Source organism: Pontibacter sp. BAB1700, from assembly GCF_000277005.1.
Taxonomy (GTDB): domain Bacteria; phylum Bacteroidota; class Bacteroidia; order Cytophagales; family Hymenobacteraceae; genus Pontibacter; species Pontibacter lucknowensis.
In genome coordinates, this window is the sequence record NZ_AKIS01000105.1 from 1 (window position 1) to 20,470 (window position 20,470).

The window sequence follows — 20,470 nt, forward strand, 5'->3', positions numbered from 1 at the left end:
GCACTCCCAGTTTATGACGGTGGCGTTTTGCTTAAGGTACAGAGTTTTCTAGAACTCCACTCTGTAATTCAGAATCGGCAGCATGCCCACCATGTGGCGGGTTACGACTTCTTCTTTTATGCGGTCGTACTGCACGCCAAACACATTCTGGCGGTTGGTGAAGTTCTGGATGTCGAGCGACAGGATGTAGCTGGCATTCGGTCTGTTTTTGCGGTAGCTCACCCGGATGTCGGAGCGGAAGTAGTCAGGCGTCTGCACCCCGAAACGATTGGTCACGTCAAGCACCTCGTACTTCATTTCTTTCGATCTCTCTAAGTCAATCGGGGTATAGCGGTTGCCGCCCGCCCACATCACTTTGCCGTTCAGCCCGATCAGGTTTTGCTTGTTGCTGCCCACTTTAAACTCTTTGCCTGCCAACAGATTTACGATGTGGTTGCCGTTGAAGCGGGTGTCGCGCAGACTGCCATCGCGGGTGCTGTACTTGGAGTCGTAGAGCGAGGTGGTGAGCAAAAAGTAGTAGTTGTTGGTGAAGAACTTCTCCAGCGTCATCTCCACGCCGTAGTTGCGGCCCGTGCCCTCGTTCACCAAGGTTTCGCGGCTGATTCCACGCTCGTAGTTCAGGGCGGAGTAAGTGCTGTTCTCGGCTATACCTACGGGCACGTTGAAGAGGTGCTGGTAATAGGTCTCTACTTTCAGGCGCAGGTCTTCGCGCAGCATCTGGTCGTAGCCCAGCACATAGTGCGCGGCGCGGGTCAAGCCCAGTTTACGGTTGGGTTGGGTATAGTTACCGTCGGGGTGGCGCTGTTGCGCGAAGTAGGAGGTGAGGGCGTCGTGGCGGCTGTGCAGGCCAACGGCGGCGCTAAACGAACGGGCGGCATCGAGCTGGTATTTCATGCCCATGCGTGGCTCTACCACCGTGTTGCCGTTCAGCCCGAAGTACAGGCTGTGCAGACCCGTGTTGAGGGTGAGCTGCTCGGTGAAGCGGTATTTCCACTGCGCAAAAGCCTGCGCTAGTTGCGTGCTGCCGCGCTGGTTCACAAACTCTCCCTCCTCGTACTCGATGTTGCGCCCACCCGCGTAGGAGTCGTAGCCCAGCTGGCTCAGGATGATGCCTGTGCGCAAGGTATGGCGGTTGTTGAACTTGCGGTTGTAGAGCGACGAGAAGCGGGTAGCCTGCTGTGCGAAATCGTGGCGGTAGAAAGGGACAGCCGTGTAATCGGTCTGCAGCGAGTCGACCCATACCTTGTTGCCGCTGGTGGAGAAAGAGAGCGTGGATTCGATGTAATCGTCTTTGCCGAGAAACAGGATGTGGCTTATACCTGTAGAAGCCATGCGCGCCTGAAAGCGGTCGTCGAAACGGTCGAGGTAGCCCTCCCATTTTTCGCTGTCGCGCTCTGCTTTCACGTTCTGCTCACTCAAACCGCCCAGTCCCCAGAAAGAGAAGTAGCCTGCTTTGGCTGTGGGCAGGTATAGCTTAAAGGAGAAATCCTGAAAAACAGGCACGGCTTCGCCCGAAATTTTCACCCCAATTTTATTGAGCATGGCCAGCGTGGAGTAGCGGTAATTCGCCAGATAAGAGGCTTTGGAGCCAGCCTTGAACGGTCCCTCGGCGGCGAAGTCTATCCCCAGTATACCTGCCTGCAGCGCATACTCGCGCTTTTCGTTATTGCCGTTGCGCAGCCTGATGTCGAATATACCTGACAGTGCATTGCCATACTCGGCTGGGAAAGCGCCTGTGTTGAAGTCGGAGTTGTCGAGCATGTTTACGCTCAGGATGCTCACGGCACCGCCCGCCGCGCCCTCTTCGGCAAAGTGGCTCGGGTTGGGCACCTCAATGCCCTCTACACGCCACAGCACGCCCCGTGGCGAGTTGCCCCGCACCACAATCTCGTTGCTCATGTCCTGACTGATGCCTACGCCTGCGTAGTTTTGAGCGGCACGAGCCGGGTCGTTCACGCTGGCGGCATAGCGCTTGGTCTCTTCCACTGAGATGGAGCGGGAGGAGATCATGGCCATCTCGTTGAGCGGATTTCCCTTGCTCTGCTGCTCGGCGCTGATCACGACTTCCTGCAGCTTTTTGAAGGATTCGCTCAGACCGATGTTCAGCACCAGTTCCTTGCCCGAACCAAGCAACAACTCCGGCAATACCTGCTCTTCGTAGCCCAAGTAACTGATGCGCAAGGTATGGCGCCCCACTGGTACTTTGTCGAGGCGGAAGTCACCCGTTGCATCGGTGGTGACGCCCATCGGAGGGTCGATGGTAAGGATAGCAACTGTGGCTCCGATGAGTGGTTCCTGCGACTCCTTGTCGATGATTTTGCCCCGGATGGTTTGGGTGAGTTGCTGACCGAGGACAGTGAGCGGGACACTAAAAAGTAAAAGCAGTAGCATGGTTGCTAAAGCAGATAATGTATTGATTTTCATGGTTTTATTTTGTGTAGTTGTGGTTGCAGTGTCAAATCAGGGCGCAAAGGTATAGACTTTTATTTTAGATTCATATAATCTATTCATGATATGTTCCAATTTTAGACAAGGTGACCCATTACATCGACTAACCGGTGTTACACCCTGCTTACAGGTACATTCGTATGATGAGAGTATGGGAAAGCAAATGGTGAAAATAACTGTACTTTGTCTGGTATTTCTGCTTCCGATTTTAACACAGGCACAAAAGAAAGAAGATATGAATCTGGAAGTTTACAAATGGGAAAATCAGGTCTTGTTGCTCTTTGCTGCATCTGAAAACGATGCGGAATTTATCAAGCAAAAAGGGCTAAACCGCAAGAACATGCAAGGTATAGCGGAGCGACAATTAGTGGTGCTGGAGTTGGTGCCAGGCGGCAATGCGGCCGATATGCGGGAAGACTTGCTGAAGAAATTTGACGTGGAGGCCGCTGGCTATACCTTGCTGCTGCTGGGGAAAGACGGAATGGAGAAATACCGGAACCGGACAGCGGTGTCCCTGGAGGAGGTGTTCAAAATAATCGACCAGATGCCGATGCGCCGACAGGAAATGCGTAAACAGGATTAAAACGATTGCCATGACCTTTGACCATCGTCCCCTCCGAAACGAAAAACGATCGCTGATAGCCGACGTGCGTTACCAGCTCATCTCTTTTATCCGATCTTTTACACTGGTGCTTTATGTCGCAGTGGGCATGGCCGTGGTAGGTGTTGCCATGAAGTTCATAGGCCTGACAGGCGGCAGTTTTGTGTTTGTTTTCGCCATGGCTGTACTGATATTGCTGTTTCTGGTACAGGTAGGCCTTTCATTTTTCTACATCGTTTCGAACGTATGGCTAGCCCTGCTGGGAGCACTCAGCAGCTTTTCGCTGGTTACGGGGCTACTGGCGCTTATTTTTCGCTACCAGAACTGGTATGGCTGGCAAGTGATCTTCTATGCAGTAGTTCCGCTTTACATACTGGTGGGCGTGTTGCTCTTCTTATACCTGAAGCGGTTCCGGAAGCTGCACGAGCCGTTGCGCGATTTCTTTTATCGCAACCTGGTCTTTCCGTTCGTTTTTGTACTGCTGCTAGGTATTGTGTCCTTTATGTTCAGCGCCGACCGCTTTAACCGGGAAGAGGACCCTATGCTGCAAGAGTCGCCTATACCTGCCGACGGAGCTGCCGCTGAGGACACCACCGATATGTGGCGGGCTTACTGAGCAACGATCAGGTATAGGTTTCAGCACCTGCTACCCCGCGCAAGGTTGCCCGGTCATTTGCAACTGCTCCACCGGAAAGCCTTTGCTCTTGGCCAATTGCTCCAGCCTGGCATAGGTGGCGTCGTCCATGGTAGGAGTGCGAGAGAGGAACCAGAGGCTTTCGCGGTCGGGCGAGCCCACCATCACATACCTATACGCAGGGTCGAGTTCCAGAATCCAGTAATCCCCTTTGAAAGGCCAGAAAAACTGCACCTTGAGCTTGCTGTTGTTGCTGCCCTCCACCGGAAAAGCCTTGCCCTTCACATCACTCACCTTGTCTTCTTTCAAGCAGGAGTTGTATACCTCCACATAGCCCTCTTCGGTATTAAGTTCATAGTTGGCCGTGGTGCATTGACAGCCTTTGGTGAAGCGCTGAGGTATAGAGGCGATCTCGTACCACTTGCCCATGTAGCGCTCCAGATCCACGGCCGGCACTGTTTCGAGCGGAGCGTTCGTGCTGCTGCAACTGCTAATGATGAATGCGCCGAGCAGTACCGCACCGGCTGTAAGAAGCAATTGTTTCTTTTTTGTGAAAGCCATTTTTTGCAACGTGTTACAGTTGCTTGGCCATCTTGTAGTGCTGAATAGAGCCAAACAACAGGTATGTTTTTTCTACTATTTCATACCCATTGCGGCGGTAAAAGTTTACGGCATTTTCGCGGGCCTGCAATGTCATGGAGGTAGCCCCGAACTGTCGGGCCCGGTCTTCCAGGTAGCTGATCAACAGGTCACCGAGGCGCTGGCCCTGCTTATCGCCCCGCACGCCCATAAAGCGGATCTGTCCTTCCTGCGGTGTGTTGAGGTGCAGTCGGCAAACACCCACTGCCTCTCCTGCATCATCCACGAGCATAGCGTGTATGGCCTGTTCATCATCTTCGGCTCGTTCACTGCCCTTCGGTTGGTCCCATGGTTTTCGGAGGGTGTCGTAGCGTAGTTGGTAGTACTGTTTGAATTGCTCAGGTGTAGCGGGTTCTATGACTTGCATGGGTTGATATCTGAATTGTTAATTGCCAGTAGAATTCGGCAGGTAATTTAGGGAAGCAATTTAGTAATCAACCACCAACAATTTATCCATTTAACAATTTAACCTCTCAACCATTTAAATAACTTTGTGGGTTATAAATCGTGTAAATCTTATCATTAAACCTAACCCGTAAAACTATGGCATCTTTCGATATCATCAGCAAAGTAGATCCGCAGACGATGGACAATGCGGTGAACGTGGCCCGCAAGGAGATCATGAACCGCTATGACTTTCGCGACACCAAAGGCTCGCTGGAGTTCGACAAGAAAAACAACGAAGTGCACATCAGCATGGAAAACGATATGCGCCTGCAACACACCGAAGACGTGCTTATCGGTAAAATGGTAAAGCAGGGCCTCGACGCCACTGCCCTTGATTTCTCAAAGGAGCCCTACGCATCTGGCGCCATGGTGAAGAAAGACATCAAAGTGAAAGCCGGCATCGACAAGGAAACTTCCAAGAAGATCATGAAGATCATCAAAGACAGCAAGGCCAAAGTGTCGGCTGCCATGATGGACGAAACCATCCGGGTGACAGGCAAAAAAATCGATGACCTGCAGCAAGTAATCGCGCTTCTGCGTACAAACGCCGAAGAAATTGGTATGCCGCTTCAGTATGTCAATATGAAGTCGTAGTACACTCACCTTACTCACCTTATACCTTATGTTTGACATATTCGCTAATCCGGATACCTGGATAAGTCTGCTGACCCTGACCTTTATGGAGGTGGTGCTCGGCATTGACAACATCGTGTTCATCTCGATCATTGTAAGCCGACTGCCCAAAGACCAGCAGGCCAAAGGGCGCAACATCGGCTTGACGCTGGCACTCGTTTTCCGTATCATCCTGTTGATGTTCATCACCTGGATCGTGAGCGCCAGTAACCCGATCTTCTCTATCAACCTGCCGTTTACCGACGAGGACTTCCCAGTGTCGTGGCGCGACATTATACTCTTTGCCGGTGGTCTGTTCCTACTGGCCAAGTCTGTAACTGAGATCCACAACAAACTTGAAGGCGAGGAAGAAGGCCATAATGCAGGACAAGGAACCATGTCGCTGGGCAAAGTGCTCATTCAAATCATCCTTATCGATATTGTGTTCTCCTTCGACTCCATCCTGACGGCCGTAGGCTTGGCACAGGAGATTCTGGTCATGATCATAGCTGTGATCATCGCAATGGGCATCATGTTGATTTTCGCCAAGTACGTAAGCGACTTCGTGAACAAGCACCCAACTGTAAAGATGCTCGCATTGGCCTTCCTGATCCTGATTGGCTTCATGCTGGTAGTGGAGGCGCTGCATCAGCACATCCCGAAAGGCTACATCTACTTCGCGATGTTCTTCTCGCTGATGGTGGAGATGCTGAATATGAAGCTGCGCAAGAAAACCGAACCGGTGCACCTGCGTCAGAACGAGGTGCTTCCCGAAGGCGATCCTTCGAGCTAAGATTATAGCATTAGCTATTGTCCCAAGCCCCGCCAGGTATACTGGTGGGGCTTTTGTTTTGCCGGGCGATTGGGTGCACTGAAAGGTATAAGTACAATGTATATAGGAATTTGCTATATTAACCGTATAGAACCACCCTATACCTGCCCATGTCTAAAAGACCTTATCTCGTTTCTTTATTCCTGCTGATTGCCTTGTGGGGTTGAGTGTATACAGTGTTAGTCTGATGCGCCCACCTGAAGCCCTGCCTGCTGATGCGCCGGCTGCCGATTTTTCGGCGGAACGAGCCATGGCACATGTGCGCAGGGTGGCCAGTCAGCCGCATGCCATGGGCACACCGGGCCATGCCGAGGTACGCCGCTACTTGCTGAAACAGATGGAGATGCTCGGGATGCAGCCGGAAGTGCAGGAGGAGGTGATCGTCAATCAGGTGGGCGACGCCAACAACGTGGGTTATGTGTACAACCTGCTGGGTAGAATAAAAGGGACACAAGCGGGCGGCAAAGCCGTGCTGGTGATGGCGCATTACGATTCACAGCCTAACTACCCCCGGCGCCGCGACGATGGGGCGGGTATAGCCGCCATGCTTGAGACTGCCCGTGCCCTGCAAATGGGTGAGCCGCTGCAGCACGACGTTATTTTCCTGATGACTGACGGCGAAGAGTATGGCCTGTATGGGGCCAAGGCTTTTCTGAAACACCCCTGGGCGCAGAAGGTAGGTGTGGTCGTGAACGTAGAGGCACGCGGCAATGCCGGCCCGAGCATGACGTTCGAGATAAGCCCTGAAAATGGCTGGATTGTGGAGCAGTTTGCCGAGGCGGCGCCATACCCTTTTGCCAGCTCCATGATGTACGAGGTATACCGCAACCTGCCCAACAATACTGACTTTACCGTGTTCAGAGATGCCGGGTACACAGGAGTGAACTCCGCTTTCATCGACGGTTTTGTGCATTACCACAAAATGACCGACTCACCCGAGAACCTGGACCGCAATAGCCTGCAGCACCACGGCAGCAACATGCTGGCACTGGTACGGCACCTGGGCAATATTTCGCTCGATAACACCAGGGCGCAGGACAAGATTTTTTTTAACCCGGCAGGTAGCTGGCTGGTGCACTATCCGGCCGGTTGGAACCTGCTGTGGGCGGTACTCACGACAGTACTGCTACTGGCATGTATTGTGGTGGGTGTTCGCAGAAAAGCTTTTTCGGTGGTACAGCTGATCGGGGGCTTTATCGGCTTCCTGCTGGTGGTAGGCATCGTGGCGGGGCTGACATTCCCTATCACCGGTTTTGTAAAAGGGATGTTGCCCTACAGCCACGACATCAACGGGGTGTACGGGGCTGGGCAATTCTTTATGGGCTACCTGCTGCTGGCACTGGGACTGATGTTGCTGCTGAGCTGGTTGTTGTTGCGTTGGGTGTCAGTATTTGCCCTGGCCATGGGCGTTTGTCTGCTCTGGTTTGCCTGATGGTGGCAGCCTTATTAGTGGTGCCGGCTGCGGCCTATCTGTTCATGTTTCCGCTGCTTTTCTGCTTGTTGGCTATGCTAGTGCTTTTCCTCAGAGCCCTGCACCAGCAGCCCGTTGGCTGGGCCTATGCATTGTTGCTGCTGGCAGGTATAGCGCCCGCTATTTTCATGCTGATGCCTCTGGTGCGCTTCCTGTTTGTGGTGTTTGCCTTACAGATGCCTGTCGCTACGGTAGCCACACTACTTTTGCTTGCCGGCCTGGCTATACCTTTGCTGGTCACCATTGAGCGGAGCTTTGGCTGGCGTACACTGCCGCTCCTGCCCGCCTTTCTGCTTTTTGCCGGCGGTATACAGCTGTTCCGGGCCATCGAAGCAGAGAAGCCAAGCCCTGAACAGCCACTGCACAGTCATGTGAGCTATTACCTCAACGCCGATGACAGTGTGGCCGTCTGGGCATCAGCTTACCAGCGCACCGATGACTGGAGCAGACAGTTTTTTCCTAACCCAAGTACAGGAGCTCTGACTGAAATATACCCGATGGCTGCCAGGCAGTATCTGAAAAACGAAGCAGAGCCTATACCTGTGCAGGCGCCGGTAGCCAGTCTGGTGAACGAAGGAATTGCCCCTGGCGAACGTGTGCTGACCATTCGGCTACAGTCGCCGCGTGGGGCCGCGCACCTGGATCTGGTGCTGCAGCCCTCCGAAGAAGACGGTATGCTGGGAGCCTCGCTAAACGGAGAGGCGCTTACCCTCGGCCCTATGGAAACAGCGCAGGGGCCGGTATACTTTGCCAAGGTGCACGGACTGCCGGATGCAAAAGAAGTTGAGCTGGAAGTGCGTCTGAAACAGAGCAGCAGCTTGCAGCTATACCTGTATGATGTAAGCATTGGCCTGCCACAGCAACTGGTGCGGCAGCCGATGCCCGCGCATGTGATACCGGAGCAGGGCCGCGAAAGCAACCTGACGCTGGTCCGGAAGTCGTACCGGTTTTAAATCTGATAAGGGATTGCTGCATTTTTAAGTGTTTTTGAGCAGATGGCATAACTTGCGATGCCGGGCATACGGTATAGTTATTCAACTACCTGACGCCCCATTGCTTATGCTCAACGATAAACTACTCACCCTTGCCTTCGGGCTTTTGTTTTTGCTGATGATCGCCTGTGGCGACAGTCCCGATACTGACCTGGCCAAAACTGCCACGCCGCCTGTGGTAAAGGAGATGAGCCGCAGCGCCGCCTTTATAGACTATGCCGCCAGCACCACGATGCTGCAAGCTGAGCTGGCCCGATTGGCCACCGAGCGTGCCCAATCCGAAGAGGTCAAGGCCCTCAGCGCAGAAATGCTCGAGTTCTACAACCGGGCAATGAAGCAATTGCAGGAAGTCGCCAAAGCAGAAGGACTGCACACGAGTTTGCCCGATTCGCTGGGTTCAGCTGACAAGGCTACTTTAGAAGAATTTGGGAAGTTGACTGGCGCTGAGTTTGACGAGCGCTACCAGGCTTATGTGTATGCGTCGCAGCGATCGCAGCTGGATCATTACAGAGAAATGCTGCTAAAAGCAGAAGAAGAGGAGATCCGGAACTGGGTAAATGAAATGCAGCTACAATTGCGGGCTCGCCTGCAACTGGCTGCACAATATGACAGTGTCAGGTAGGTGTAGCAGATAAGCTTAGCTCCAGAGATCGGCAGCTTTTCGGGCCATCCGGAAGAAAAGGTCTTTCTCCAGACCTGCAACCTGGCGGGCTTCACATTCAGAGTAGCCGTTTTCAGAGGCATTCAGGTAGTCGTAGTATAGCTGTGCCAGCTCCAGTGAGTCATCCTCAAACTGCTCTGTCATGTTTTCGCGCTGCAGTTTTTCAGGCTCAAACACTTTGGAAGGGTATAGCTTGTCCAACTGGTAGATCAGGTACTTCTGCGATGTGTTGTCAGAGCGCTTGCTTCCGCCACCCAGCAGTTGCTCCAGTGGCAGGTCGTCATCGTCATCATACTCGTCCTCAAACTCGTCGTCCACAGCAAGTGGTTCATATACCACCAGGTCGAAGCCGGTGAGCTCCAGGTAGTCATCAAACTGCTCTTTTATAGGTACCAGGGTAGGGGAGTCGTGCTCACTGTTGAGCACGTTGGCCATATGCAGAGCAATCTCCTTGCCTTTTTCGCCGGCGCCGATCAGGATCTGGTTGAATTGTGTGAAATCGCAACCCAGGTAAATGAATTTGTACTCATCATCGAGCACAGTAAAACACCACAAGGTGATGAACTCTGTATCGTCTATTACGACTGTATCAATATAGAGCTCATTGATCTGGATGTAGTAAGGTGTGTACTGCGGAGAGTCCATGGCTGATTCGGCTTTTGGTGTACAGTATTTGCGTATACGCAGTTTGTTTGCACATGGCAAAGTTTCTATATAGAAAATAAGCGAATGGCCTTAATCTTCGTGTCGGTAAATATAGTACAATACCCCACCAAGCGCTGTAATGCCTGCCCGGATCGCCCAACCAATGCCCTCACCCCACTGGTTAACCCAGTCCAAAGCCAGCAGATTGGCGCCTGTGAAACCAATAACGAGCGAAACCAGCCCGGCAAGAAGGAGAAAAAGCCCAATGAATTTCATAACAGCATTTTATAAGGTGACAGACCTGAAGTACAGAAGTATGTTATAACAAAGAATGGCTTGTTTTAAACAGGCTCTATATAGTCCACTTTAAATATAATAAATATTATTTTCAGCACAAGTTTTTTGCTGAAAAAGCGTTATTGGATGCTCTCATTCTATTGGATAAAAGCACGAATCAGGACCAGATTCGGTTGATAAAATTCTGTGCGTTTTTATAGGCAAGCTTGGCGAGCTGTTCTTCGGAGAGGTGGTTTTGCAGCCGCTCTAGTAGGAAACTGTAGCTGGTACCTGCCTGCTCGTGCTCCGGAAAATAAAAAGGGACACGCGTTGGATCCGGAAAATCAGCGGTGTAGAAATAGTCGGCTCCGAAACTGATGACATCTTCGGCACCCTTCCCAAAACCATACAGGATGTGCTCTATCAGTGCGTCAGGTTTCCCGTCGTTCACAAAAGCGCGCAGGAAGTTCATGCCGATCAGTCCCCCGCGATGAATAATCTCCTGCGCCAATTCGTCGGGCAGGTTACGGTTATGCACCCATACCGGCCTGAAGTTGGAGTGGCTGGCAATAACAGGTATGGCAAGCCGCTCACGGTCGATGTGTTCGAGGATGTCGAAAGCCAGGGCATCACTGGTGTGGGAGAGGTCCACGGCGATGCGGCGGCCATGCAGGTAGTCTAGGAGCATCTTGCCATCGCGGGAAATACCCCTGTCCGTCATATTACCGCCCCCGAAGCGATTACCCATGTGGTGCGTAAAACTGATGTAAAGCAGGCGGCCTACGGTATCGATGATCTTCTCTAGTTTCTTAAAGCCGTCTTCCAGCGGTTCGTCCTCTTCACAAAAACCGGACGCATTCTCAATGGCCGCTACCATGCCGATGTTACCTTGGCCAGACAGTACTTCTTGCAGGGTGCCTGGGTCTGAAACAGCTGTCAGGCAACTTCTTTCGTCTTCTGCCAGCTTTCTGAATATCTCGGCTTGCAGGTGCGCATAGTTGCTGCTCCCGGGAGCAGTGGCACAGTAAATAGCCATGGTCTGTAAGCGCACGTTGCCTTGCGTAAGGGCGGGCAAAGCACAACCAATCTCGGCCACATTGTCGATGGCCGAACCAGGTACATCCGACAGGTATACCAGCAGGTCGCAGTGTAGGTCAATAATGGGCAGTCGGGCAGGAGCAGTCATCGTGTTTGGTTTGGTTTCGGCTTAAGGTACGGAGAAGTCACGAAAGAAGGTATACCTGCGGATGCTGCTGCAGTAATAGCAGGCATATAAAAAAAGCCGAGGATTGCTCCCCGGCTTGCGTTTGTCTATCCATCGCTGTTAGTAGTCAAAGCCATCGTCACCGCCTCCCTGCTCATCGCGCTGCCGACGGCGCTCACGGTTGTTGTCTTCGCTGTTGAGGCGGTAAGTGAAGCCGATAAAGGCAATGCGTGTCTGGCGCTTGTTGTTGTTCGTCTGCTCAAAGCCTGGCCCAAAACTCTCAAAGTTAAACTCGCGGGTGTCGAAGATGTCAGATACCCGGAGAGTGATAGTGCCTTTCTTATTAAGAACATCCTTCTTCAAGCCCAAATCCACAGCATAGATTTCCTGCATCTGACCTTGAATGTCTGCCATCGGAGCACGGTAGTTGGCGGATACCTGAATGGCCAGGTCTTTCCAAACGGTCATCGTGGAATTGAGCTTTGAGTTCCAGGTCCACTGGTCGTTGCTTAGTTCCGTGTCTCCTCCTGCGTCATTCAGTTCTACCCTAAAGCCCGATACGCTGGCATTAAGTCGCCACCACTTGTATGGATTGTAAGTGCCTACTAACTCTACGCCGTAAGACGAGCCACTGGCAAGGTTAAGAAAAGTAGTGGATGTAACACCTGTGGCTGCATCGAAGGTACGGAAGCGCTGAATCTGGTCGTTGGTACGACGGTAAAACACAGTGGTGTTGAACGATGTGTTGTCCCAGTACTTGAGGTAGCCCAACTCATAAGAGTTGATAAACTCCGGCAAGAGCTCCGGATTACCAGAACGAATGTTGAGTGTGTCAGAGTAATCGATGAAGGGGTTGAGTGACCAGGCACGCGGACGGTTTATGCGGCGGCTGTAGCTGAACTGTACCTTGCTTTCGGGAGAGAAGTCCTTGGTCACGAACACACTTGGGAAAAGGCTGAAGTAATCGTTTCGGAATACACCGTTATCTTGTGTCCGCTGGTCCGACTTGGTCAAGGTTTGTTCAGCACGTAAGCCTGCCTGAAAGCTCACACTACCTATTTTGTTACTATAGTTGCTGTAAAGGGCATGTACCTGCTCGTCATATACAAAGCGGTTGGTCACATTGTCGTTTATTAGCCACTGGTTGGTCTCAGGGTTTAAGTCAAAGAACTTGTTGTCGTTGTCGAGCAACTGGAAGCTGCTACGGTAACCAGCCTCAAAGCGGCTGTCTTCGTTGATCGGGTGCACGTAGTCTGACTGCGCCACAATACGGCGGGTTTTATCATCAGAAGTGATTCGCTGTTGGTTCATGCGGTCAACAGGCAGCCCCATGTCCAGGGTTGTCCGCTGCATAATGTTGTCCACTTCATCACTAAATCGCTCGGTATAGATCACGTCAGCGGTCCACTCGCGGCCTTTCTGATCGAAGGTGCGGCGGTAGCCGAGATTGTAATCCATCACACCGTCGCCTTCAGTACCACGTGTCTCGCGCAGATTCAGGCGCGTAAGGTTCATTTCACCATCCAGGTTGCGGTTCAGGATGCTGTTGAATCCACGCTCATCGCCGGTGCGGTACAGGGCGGATGCGAGATGGTGTTTTTTGGGTTGATGCTATAGTCGGCCCCAAACCGGAAGCTGTGCGAGATATCGGTTCGGCGGTTAGAGCCCAGGTCTTCACGGAAAGTGCCCTCGTCCAGATTGGTCAGGAAAGAGCGACGTACGCCCGGGCGGTAGCTTCTGCGGAAATCGTAGCCACCATTGAAATTCCATTTGTAATGGCGGTAGTTCAGGTTAATGGAGCTGTTGTAGTTCTCGTAAGTACCCACATTCACAGTAGCAGTGCCATTGAAGCCGGGCTTCATGTTCTTCTTCAGGATCAGGTTGATCACACCGGATGTGCCTTCCGGGTCATACTTGGAGGAAGGGTTGGTGATCAGCTCGACACTCTCGATCATACTGGCCGGAATCTGGTCGAGCGTCAGGTTAGACAGTGCAGTGCGTTTGCCATCTACCAGTATGGTTACGTTGGAACTTCCACGCAGGCTCACATTGCCATCGAGGTCCACATCCACAGAAGGCACATTCTGCATGGCATCGGCCACGCTTCCGCCTGGGCCGCAATGTTCTGCTCCATGTTCACTACTTTTTTGTCAAGCTCAAACTCTACCATTGGTCGTTCGGTCACGATCTGCACCTCTTTGAGCTGCGTAGCGCCGCCTTTGATAGGTATGGCCCCCAATCGGATGTTACTGTCAGTGTCTGTTATCCTGATGTTAGGGATGAAGCGGGTAGGGTATCCTACGGAGGAGATGCGCAGAATAAATTGCCCTTGCGGTACCCGGTTGAGTTCGAACTTTCCCTCTATATCGGAAGTGGCGCCGGTTACCAGGCTGGAGTCGCGGGCAGTCAGGAGTACAATATTGGCGAATCCCAGAGGAGCTTTGGAGTTGGCGTCCTGCACAGTGCCGGATACTTTGCCGCGGGTACTGCTGGTGTTTTGGCTGGGTTGGTCCTGCGCTTGCAGGTCAGGTAGAGCGGTTAGGTATAGAAGTGCTGAAAAGAATAATGGTAAAACGTAGGTTCTCATAATTTTAGATACGGATATGTCAAGAAAGCGCTGAGATGCTTCAGGGTGAGAAGCGACGGGGTAGTGTAGGGAATTGTGCCGGGGCTGGCTGTTGCTTTCCATCTGAGAAGATCACAGTTCGCCCCGGCTTCAACTATTAGCCACAGGTAGGACAGACTGGAAAGGTAAAGGTTTAATCTGCGGGACAGATTTCCGGGAGAAAGGAGCAGGATTAGTGCAATTTTTTTAGCTATTTGTTTTTCAATGATCTGATATTTAGGCATTTGTGTGCCTGTTGATTTTTTTAAGATTGTTGTTAAAACTTTATTTGAGATAGGTAGCATAGTAAAATTCCTGCCCTCGATAGCTTGAGACGGCAGGAATTTTACATAATGGCTACTATGGCATCACCTTACTTAGAAAGTCCCACACGACCACACCGGTAGCTACTGAAATGTTAAGGGAGTGCTTAGTGCCAAACTGCGGAATTTCGAGTACAAAGTCGGAGTGATTGATGACTTCCTGTTCTACGCCAAATACTTCATTGCCGAGCACCAGGGCATACTGCTGCTTCGCTTCAGGTATAAACTCGTTTAGCTTCAGGCTATTCTCAGCTTGTTCTACTGACCCAACCTTATACCCCTGGGTTTTCAGTTGCTTCACCAGTTCCAAGGTGTCCGGCACATGCTCCCACTCCACGGATTCTGTTGCGCCCAAGGCCGTTTTTTCGATGTCACGGTGTGGTGGTTTGCCCGTAATGCCACAGAGGTATACCTTCTCCACCATAAAGGAGTCGGCGGTGCGGAAAACAGAGCCCACATTATTGAGGCTGCGCACATTATCGAGCACCAAGACTAACGGTATTTTTTTCTTATTTTTGAATTCTTCAACCGAGTCGCGGTTGAGGTCGTCCATGGAAAGTTTGCGCATTGCGATGTTGGTAATGGGTAACTGGGCAAAGGTACAAAGAAAGGGTTGGCAGAGTAAGTGATTTTAGGATTGGAATGAATGGATTGGATTTTGGTGCAAGTATTAACCCACCCCTGCCCCTCCCAAGAGGGGAATCAGCTGCTGCTATTTTACAGGTATAGCTTTGTTAATGCCCCTTGATGCATATGCACAATTGTCATCCCCCTGCCCCTTCGAAGGGGGACTTTCGTGTAGCTTGGCAGTTCTCAGGTATAGCTTCGTTGTTTCAGCGACAGACCACACATACTCCACGAACCCTTGGCACGCATTGCCAGGTAACTCTCAGCCACCTACGCAGCAGACAAAGATGCCAGGTGCGCGAAACGACTATCCATTGTTTGAGCGTTCAGCGAGTTTGGATAGTCTTGATTTTTTTGCTTACTTTTTTCATCAAGGAAAAAAGTGAGTGCCCGCCGCATAGGCGAAGCTATGAAACAAGTCAAGCTGCTATACCTACAGCCACTGCTATGCCAATAGAAAACTTACTCCATACACATCCACAAGTTGCACTACCACTATACTCACAGGATGATATGCCCAGAATTAGATTAATGATAACTGTCATAACGCAAATAGAGCCGCTATATCCCATACTTTACTTACCTTTGTAAGATTTTTCGGGTATGTGGCATTTTTAGCACGCATCAGCTGTTATACCTGCACATTCCCGGGCCGGCACAGTCATACCTGTGGTTGGCACATATTATTAAGTATAGATTTCATTAATGGCAAAACGCGGAATCGGGCTAAACGACGGCACGCAGGAGAAAGAAGGCAGAAAAAAGATCAGCAAAGACAGCTTTCGTCGCGGCATCAGGATCTTTAGCTACGTACTACCCTACAAGTTTAAATTCCTGGTCGGTCTGGGTTTTCTGGTACTCTCCAGTCTGACTTTTATGATCTTCCCGCTCCTCACTGGCAAGCTGGTTGACTCTTCTACCGGCAACGCCGACTGGTTCCTCGAAGACATCGACATGATCGCCCTTGGCCTGTTCGCCGTGATTCTGGCGCAGGGTATTTTCTCTTTTTTCCGAGTTTACTTTTTTGCGCAGGTGAGCGAAAACGCCGTGGCCGACATCCGTCGCGACCTCTACAGCAAGTTCATGATGCTACCGATCCCTTTCTATGAAAAAAGGCGCGTAGGCGAGATCACCAGCCGCATCACCACGGACGTAGCGCAGGTACAGGATGCCATGTCTATCACACTGGCTGAGCTTTTCCGCCAGATTACCACTCTATTAGTAGGCATTATTATCATCCTTTGGACTTCGATTAAGCTGTCCATGTTCATGCTGGCAACCTTCCCGGTGCTGGTAGCGCTCACGCTGGTTTTCGGACGCAAGATCAAGAGCCTCTCCAAGAAAACACAGGACGAACTGGCCAATACGAACGTCATCGTGGAGGAAACCCTGCAGGCGATCAACACCGTGAAGGCCTATACAAACGAAAACTTTGAGATCGGTCGTTACCAACATTCGCTTGGCAAAGCTGTAAAGGCTGCCCTTTCGGCGGCAAACTACCGTGGCGCTTTCATCTCCTTCGTAATTGTAGGCCTGTTTGGCGGCATCATCCTCGTGATCTGGTACGGCGCTACGCTGGTGCAGAACGGTGACCTGACCATAGGTGAGCTGATCTCCTTTATCATTTATACCGTGTTCATCGGCGCCTCTGTGGGTGGACTGGGTGAGCTTTACGGTAAGATACAATCGGCCCTGGGTGCAACGGAGCGCATACAGGAAATACTGGCTGAGACTGAAGAGCCAACCGATAAGAGCCTGCGTCCGCTGAGCGAGATCAGGCGCGTACGTGGCGATATCAGCTACAACCAGGTGGCCTTCTCTTACCCTACCCGACCGGACATTCAGGTGCTCCGCGACATCAGCTTCAGCATCAACTCCGGTGAGAAGATCGCGCTGGTGGGCCCGAGTGGTGCCGGCAAGTCTACTATTGTACAGCTCTTGCTTCGTCTCTATGATGTGAGCCACGGCAGCATCACGGTTGACGGGCAGGACATCCGTAGAATGAGCCTCACCGAGCTTCGTGCCAATGTGGGCATTGTACCGCAGGAGGTGCTGCTGTTTGGTGGCTCTATTCGTGAAAACATTGCCTACGGTCGTCCGGAGGCTACCGAAGAGGAAATCATCATAGCTGCCCGCAAAGCCAATGCCTATGATTTTATCGCCTCCTTCCCGGAAGGACTGGATACGCTGGTAGGCGAGCGCGGCATCAAACTCTCCGGCGGTCAGCGTCAGCGAGTAGCCATTGCCCGTGCCATCCTGAAAAACCCGGCTATCCTGGTACTCGACGAAGCTACCAGCTCTCTTGACTCGGAGTCAGAGCACCTGGTGCAGCAGGCGATGGATGAGTTGATGAAGAACAGAACGACTATCGTGATCGCGCACCGCCTGGCTACTATCCGCAAGGTGGACAAGATCCTGGTGATCGATGGCGGTGAGATCGTAGAGGAAGGTTCGCATGAAGTTTTGTCACTTAATGACAATGGTATCTATGCAAACCTGCTTAGGTTGCAATTTGAAATGAGTTAAGATCTGAATCTATCAGGTACAGGAGCCCTGTTGGTGTAGAACTGACAGGGCTCTTTTATTTCAATCTTCTGTAAGGGCAGGACCGCGACCCAATGCTGCTAACTTAAGAAACGCTATACCTAACCTGTCATATCGACAGTATGGAGAGATCTGGATTAAATTAGAGCAATGGCATCATTTCAGATTTCTCACTAGCGTTCGAAATGACAGAAAAAAGCTTAAGTTGACGGCATTGGGTCGCGACCTATCCATACAAAGCATTTAACATTCAAACATTGTCAATCCTGAACATCTTCAAATCCTGTAAATCCTGATTCAGACATTCATATATCCTAATAAATCACTAATTTGCAAAGTAATTGTTTATACCTGCATTAGTCGCCCCTAAACCTTTTTATGCACTTAACCAGCGCTTTCACCCGAGGCTTTCTCTTCTGCTTCTTACTGCTGATCAGTTTAACGGCTTCGGCTCAGAACTTCCGTGACACTTTCAGGGCGCGCAATGCGGTGTATGCTGAACTGGGGGGTAACGGCGACCTGCTGTCCGCTAATTTTGACCGCATCGTGTACCAGAAGTCCATGTTGAAGGCAGCTTTCAGGATAGGTATAGCCAGCAATACCTTCTTCTCTGCAGAGGAACCAGGCTTTTATCCGGTTGTGCCTGTAGAAGCCCTGGGCATGATCGGGCGTTTTCAGAAGCACTTTGAATTCGGGCTGGGCTATACCCGCCGCTTCACCAACGAGCCTGATCTGCTGCGCAATATGTACTTCAGCCGCATCGGTTTTCGTTATCAGAACCCAACCGGAGGACTTGTAGTGCGGGTTGGTTTTACACCCTTTCTTTCCACAGAAAGTAACACCAAGTCGCCAGGACCTGCTTTCATTCCCCGCTTTGGCTTCAGTGTAGGGCGAAGTTTTTAACAAAACACCAAAACTTATTCTGAAAGATACGGTTAAGGGGAATAATCAGCATTTTTCACTATTTTCGAGTCGCAAACCATCATATTCAAATATAAAACCATGAAAAAGATTTTATTCAGCATGCTGCTGTCTGCTGCGCTTGTTGGCGGTACAGCCGTAACCGTTCAAGCCCAACAACAAGGCATTGCCATGCCGGCCGCTAGCCCGATGGCCACTGTGACTCAGAAAGTTGGTCTTTCGGAAGTTAAAGTAGAATACTCCCGCCCTTCTATGAAAGGCCGTTCTATTTATGGAGGCGACGTGGTGCCTTACGGTAAACTGTGGCGCACAGGTGCTAATGCTGCTACTAAAATTACATTCGGCGAAGATGTGACTATCCAGGGAAACAAGATTCCGGCTGGTGAGTACGCACTTTATACCATTCCAAATCAGAACGAGTGGACAATCATCATCCACAAAAACACCAAACACTGGGGTGATGGCGGACAGGCTTACAAGCAGGAGGAAGATCAGGCACGCTTTACTATAAAGCCACAGACGAACCCAAGAACAGTTGAGACTTTCACGATCAACTTTGCTAACCTAAAAGCCAACAGTGCTGATCTGGAGATTCTGTGGGACAAAACGATTGCTAGATTCACCATCGAAACCGACGTGGACAGCAAGGTAATGGCCCAGATCCAGGAGCGTGTTGTAAACGGTAAAGAAGTACCGGTTGGTTTGTACGCGCAAGCTGCCAGCTACTACTATGATAATGACAAAGACCTGAAACAGGCGCTGGAGTGGATGAAAAAAGCCAATGCCAACGACCCGAAGTTCTGGCACCTGCACACGCAGGCCAAAATCCAGGCAAAGATGAAAGACTATAAGGGCGCAGTGAAAACAGCTGAGCAGTCAATGGCACTGGCCCAGAAGGAAAACAATGCCGACTATGTGCGTATGAATGAAAAAGCCATAGCCGAGTGGAAGAAAATGAAGTAAGCGCCTAGCTGCCTACTCACTACCGAAAGCCTCTGCTCTGGCAGGGGCTTTCCTTTTTATTACCTGTTAAATTATACCTGTTGGAAGAGAAAAAACATTCAGAAGATCACCTGGGTCCAGCCCGAGAGTACTGGTGGAACGACGACTACTTGGAGCTGCTGGCCCATCGTCTGCACCTGGACTATACCGGCTCGCTGGTGGATATCGGTTGTGGAAAAGGCATGATGGGCTTTATGTTCTCGCGGCACATGCCACCGGGCGCCAAGGTATACGGCGTCGATTTTGAGCCGGAGTACATTGAGGAGGCCAAGCAGAAAGCCCAGAGCATCTACCTGCACAACGACATCTCTTACGACTTCCGGGTGGGCAACGCCTCCAATATTCCCCTACCTGATAACCTGGCTGACATTACCCTCTGCCAAACCTTGCTGATCCATGTGAAGGATCCGAGGCAGGTGATCGACGAGATGATCCGGATTACGAAGCCGGGCGGCTGGGTGCTGGCGCTGGAGCCCAACAACCTCGTGCCTAACCTGATGTTCGACCGCTACGGCGAAACGGATTTTGACGTGGAAAGCACCCTCGAAGTGCTGGAGATAAAGCTGCGCATTGAGAAAGGCAAAAAGCGACTCGGTGAGGGCTTCAACTCACTCGGCGACGTTATACCTGACCTATACCTGAAGGCAGGTCTCGAGAACATCAAAGTATGGATCTCCGACAAAGCCCTCTCGATCATCCCGCCCTATGACACACAGGAGAAAATGCTGCGCGTAGAACAGATGCTGCAATGGATCGACTCCGACTCCATGGGCTATGACTACCAGGACAACCTAAACTACTTCATGGCGGGTGGCGGCGATAAAGACAAGTTTGATGCTTACTGGCAACGGCTGCTTTACAACAAGATTGCGCTTAAGCAACGGCTGCTGAACGAAGAGTATGTTTCGGCAGGCGGTAGTCTGGTTTATATTGTGGCGGGGCAGAAGCCGCGATATTAGTCCAATGGCGCGAGTCGAGGATCCCGT

The 20,470-nt window shown here is 51.3% G+C and carries 21 protein-coding genes; 12 read left to right on the forward strand and 9 right to left on the reverse strand.

Annotated elements, in window-relative coordinates; translation table 11 throughout:
• Window positions 1-48: 48 nt before the first annotated feature.
• Entirely contained in the window at window positions 49-2,424 is a 2,376-nt protein-coding gene (locus O71_RS12610; RefSeq protein WP_007657356.1) for a TonB-dependent receptor, read from the reverse strand.
• Between the two features lie 259 nt (window positions 2,425-2,683).
• Between O71_RS12610 and O71_RS12615 the strand changes: the two genes are divergently transcribed.
• Together O71_RS12615 and O71_RS12620 are read left to right on the forward strand one after the other, a co-directional pair.
• A complete protein-coding gene (locus O71_RS12615; protein ID WP_237717839.1) occupies window positions 2,684-3,031 on the forward strand; it encodes a DUF4174 domain-containing protein in 348 nt (115 codons plus the stop codon).
• 10 nt (window positions 3,032-3,041) lie between these two features.
• The gene (locus tag O71_RS12620) at window positions 3,042-3,665 is read left to right on the forward strand and encodes a hypothetical protein (RefSeq protein ID WP_007657361.1); all 624 of its coding nucleotides are present in this window, start codon (window positions 3,042-3,044) and stop codon (window positions 3,663-3,665) included.
• Window positions 3,666-3,695: 30 nt separating this feature from the next.
• Here O71_RS12620 and O71_RS12625 read toward each other — a convergent pair whose 3' ends face one another.
• Window positions 3,696-4,244, reverse strand: coding sequence for a lipocalin family protein (locus O71_RS12625; protein WP_007657363.1), 549 nt, complete (start codon window positions 4,242-4,244; stop codon window positions 3,696-3,698).
• A 13-nt stretch (window positions 4,245-4,257) separates the two neighbouring features.
• Window positions 4,258-4,689: a GNAT family N-acetyltransferase gene (locus tag O71_RS12630; protein ID WP_007657364.1), complete on the reverse strand. Its 432-nt coding sequence runs from the start codon at window positions 4,687-4,689 to the stop codon at window positions 4,258-4,260.
• Window positions 4,690-4,865: 176 nt separating this feature from the next.
• Between O71_RS12630 and O71_RS12635 the strand changes: the two genes are divergently transcribed.
• From O71_RS12635 to O71_RS12655, 5 genes are all read left to right on the forward strand, one after another.
• Window positions 4,866-5,363 (forward strand): YajQ family cyclic di-GMP-binding protein, encoded by a 498-nt coding sequence (locus O71_RS12635; protein WP_007657366.1) that lies wholly within the window; start codon window positions 4,866-4,868, stop codon window positions 5,361-5,363.
• Window positions 5,364-5,391: 28 nt separating this feature from the next.
• Window positions 5,392-6,174 (forward strand): TerC family protein, encoded by a 783-nt coding sequence (locus tag O71_RS12640; protein ID WP_007657369.1) that lies wholly within the window; start codon window positions 5,392-5,394, stop codon window positions 6,172-6,174.
• Between the two features lie 226 nt (window positions 6,175-6,400).
• Window positions 6,401-7,645, forward strand: coding sequence for a M28 family peptidase (locus O71_RS12645; RefSeq protein ID WP_007657371.1), 1,245 nt, complete (start codon window positions 6,401-6,403; stop codon window positions 7,643-7,645).
• Entirely contained in the window at window positions 7,645-8,637 is a 993-nt protein-coding gene (locus tag O71_RS12650) for a hypothetical protein (RefSeq protein ID WP_007657373.1), read from the forward strand. Before O71_RS12645 ends, O71_RS12650 begins: the two co-directional genes overlap by 1 nt.
• 106 nt (window positions 8,638-8,743) lie before the next feature.
• Window positions 8,744-9,298, forward strand: a complete 555-nt coding sequence (locus O71_RS12655) for a DUF4142 domain-containing protein (protein ID WP_007657375.1) — start codon at window positions 8,744-8,746, stop codon at window positions 9,296-9,298.
• 15 nt (window positions 9,299-9,313) lie between these two features.
• Here the strand turns inward: O71_RS12655 and O71_RS12660 are convergent, their stop codons facing one another.
• Window positions 9,314-9,982 (reverse strand): hypothetical protein, encoded by a 669-nt coding sequence (locus O71_RS12660; protein ID WP_007657377.1) that lies wholly within the window; start codon window positions 9,980-9,982, stop codon window positions 9,314-9,316.
• 84 nt (window positions 9,983-10,066) lie between these two features.
• Between O71_RS12660 and O71_RS23910 the strand changes: the two genes are divergently transcribed.
• Window positions 10,067-10,273: a hypothetical protein gene (locus tag O71_RS23910; protein ID WP_155800870.1), complete on the forward strand. Its 207-nt coding sequence runs from the start codon at window positions 10,067-10,069 to the stop codon at window positions 10,271-10,273.
• Between the two features lie 163 nt (window positions 10,274-10,436).
• On the opposite strand, the gene O71_RS12670 is transcribed toward O71_RS23910, so the two are convergent.
• The 5 genes from O71_RS12670 to O71_RS12685 all read right to left on the reverse strand — a co-directional run bounded on the left by O71_RS12670 (window position 10,437) and on the right by O71_RS12685 (window position 14,958).
• Window positions 10,437-11,444 (reverse strand): dipeptidase, encoded by a 1,008-nt coding sequence (locus O71_RS12670; RefSeq protein WP_007657381.1) that lies wholly within the window; start codon window positions 11,442-11,444, stop codon window positions 10,437-10,439.
• A 138-nt stretch (window positions 11,445-11,582) separates the two neighbouring features.
• Window positions 11,583-12,977, reverse strand: coding sequence for an outer membrane beta-barrel family protein (locus tag O71_RS21800; protein ID WP_051017762.1), 1,395 nt, complete (start codon window positions 12,975-12,977; stop codon window positions 11,583-11,585).
• Between the two features lie 20 nt (window positions 12,978-12,997).
• Complete coding sequence (locus tag O71_RS21805; protein ID WP_081490496.1) at window positions 12,998-13,564, reverse strand: TonB-dependent receptor plug domain-containing protein; 567 nt, start codon at window positions 13,562-13,564, stop codon at window positions 12,998-13,000.
• Window positions 13,507-14,049: a carboxypeptidase-like regulatory domain-containing protein gene (locus tag O71_RS21810; protein WP_007657382.1), complete on the reverse strand. Its 543-nt coding sequence runs from the start codon at window positions 14,047-14,049 to the stop codon at window positions 13,507-13,509. The genes O71_RS21805 and O71_RS21810 overlap by 58 nt, the downstream gene beginning before the upstream one ends.
• Before the next feature lie 378 nt (window positions 14,050-14,427).
• The gene (locus O71_RS12685) at window positions 14,428-14,958 is read right to left on the reverse strand and encodes an RNA methyltransferase (RefSeq protein WP_007657384.1); all 531 of its coding nucleotides are present in this window, start codon (window positions 14,956-14,958) and stop codon (window positions 14,428-14,430) included.
• Window positions 14,959-15,722: 764 nt separating this feature from the next.
• On the opposite strand from O71_RS12685, the gene O71_RS12690 reads away from it, so the two are divergent.
• The 4 genes from O71_RS12690 to O71_RS12705 all read left to right on the forward strand — a co-directional run bounded on the left by O71_RS12690 (window position 15,723) and on the right by O71_RS12705 (window position 20,443).
• Window positions 15,723-17,543: an ABC transporter ATP-binding protein gene (locus O71_RS12690; protein WP_007657385.1), complete on the forward strand. Its 1,821-nt coding sequence runs from the start codon at window positions 15,723-15,725 to the stop codon at window positions 17,541-17,543.
• Window positions 17,544-17,939: 396 nt separating this feature from the next.
• A complete protein-coding gene (locus O71_RS12695; RefSeq protein WP_007657386.1) occupies window positions 17,940-18,464 on the forward strand; it encodes a hypothetical protein in 525 nt (174 codons plus the stop codon).
• 99 nt (window positions 18,465-18,563) lie between these two features.
• Window positions 18,564-19,445, forward strand: coding sequence for a DUF2911 domain-containing protein (locus O71_RS12700; RefSeq protein WP_007657387.1), 882 nt, complete (start codon window positions 18,564-18,566; stop codon window positions 19,443-19,445).
• Between the two features lie 80 nt (window positions 19,446-19,525).
• Window positions 19,526-20,443 carry a bifunctional 2-polyprenyl-6-hydroxyphenol methylase/3-demethylubiquinol 3-O-methyltransferase UbiG gene (locus O71_RS12705; protein WP_007657388.1) on the forward strand — a complete coding sequence of 306 codons (918 nt, stop codon included), beginning with the start codon at window positions 19,526-19,528 and terminating at the stop codon, window positions 20,441-20,443.
• The last annotated feature ends 27 nt before the right edge of the window (window positions 20,444-20,470 follow it).

Excerpts from the sequence above, each read along its gene's own strand:
- O71_RS12645 (WP_007657371.1), top strand. The coding sequence starts at position 6,401 with ATGCGCCCACCTGAAGCCCTGCCTGCTGATGCGCCGGCTGCCGATTTT.
- O71_RS12685 (WP_007657384.1), bottom strand. The coding sequence starts at position 14,958 with ATGCGCAAACTTTCCATGGACGACCTCAACCGCGACTCGGTTGAAGAA.
- O71_RS12670 (WP_007657381.1), bottom strand. The coding sequence starts at position 11,444 with ATGACTGCTCCTGCCCGACTGCCCATTATTGACCTACACTGCGACCTG.
- O71_RS12690 (WP_007657385.1), top strand. The coding sequence starts at position 15,723 with ATGGCAAAACGCGGAATCGGGCTAAACGACGGCACGCAGGAGAAAGAA.
- O71_RS21810 (WP_007657382.1), bottom strand. The coding sequence starts at position 14,049 with ATGAGAACCTACGTTTTACCATTATTCTTTTCAGCACTTCTATACCTA.
- O71_RS23910 (WP_155800870.1), top strand. The coding sequence starts at position 10,067 with ATGGCCTTAATCTTCGTGTCGGTAAATATAGTACAATACCCCACCAAG.
- O71_RS21800 (WP_051017762.1), bottom strand. The coding sequence starts at position 12,977 with ATGAACCTTACGCGCCTGAATCTGCGCGAGACACGTGGTACTGAAGGC.
- O71_RS12700 (WP_007657387.1), top strand. The coding sequence starts at position 18,564 with ATGAAAAAGATTTTATTCAGCATGCTGCTGTCTGCTGCGCTTGTTGGC.
- O71_RS12615 (WP_237717839.1), top strand. The coding sequence starts at position 2,684 with ATGAATCTGGAAGTTTACAAATGGGAAAATCAGGTCTTGTTGCTCTTT.
- O71_RS12625 (WP_007657363.1), bottom strand. The coding sequence starts at position 4,244 with ATGGCTTTCACAAAAAAGAAACAATTGCTTCTTACAGCCGGTGCGGTA.
- O71_RS12650 (WP_007657373.1), top strand. The coding sequence starts at position 7,645 with ATGGTGGCAGCCTTATTAGTGGTGCCGGCTGCGGCCTATCTGTTCATG.
- O71_RS12630 (WP_007657364.1), bottom strand. The coding sequence starts at position 4,689 with ATGCAAGTCATAGAACCCGCTACACCTGAGCAATTCAAACAGTACTAC.
- O71_RS12610 (WP_007657356.1), bottom strand. The coding sequence starts at position 2,424 with ATGAAAATCAATACATTATCTGCTTTAGCAACCATGCTACTGCTTTTA.
- O71_RS12655 (WP_007657375.1), top strand. The coding sequence starts at position 8,744 with ATGCTCAACGATAAACTACTCACCCTTGCCTTCGGGCTTTTGTTTTTG.
- O71_RS12660 (WP_007657377.1), bottom strand. The coding sequence starts at position 9,982 with ATGGACTCTCCGCAGTACACACCTTACTACATCCAGATCAATGAGCTC.
- O71_RS12620 (WP_007657361.1), top strand. The coding sequence starts at position 3,042 with ATGACCTTTGACCATCGTCCCCTCCGAAACGAAAAACGATCGCTGATA.
- O71_RS12640 (WP_007657369.1), top strand. The coding sequence starts at position 5,392 with ATGTTTGACATATTCGCTAATCCGGATACCTGGATAAGTCTGCTGACC.
- O71_RS12635 (WP_007657366.1), top strand. The coding sequence starts at position 4,866 with ATGGCATCTTTCGATATCATCAGCAAAGTAGATCCGCAGACGATGGAC.
- O71_RS12695 (WP_007657386.1), top strand. The coding sequence starts at position 17,940 with ATGCACTTAACCAGCGCTTTCACCCGAGGCTTTCTCTTCTGCTTCTTA.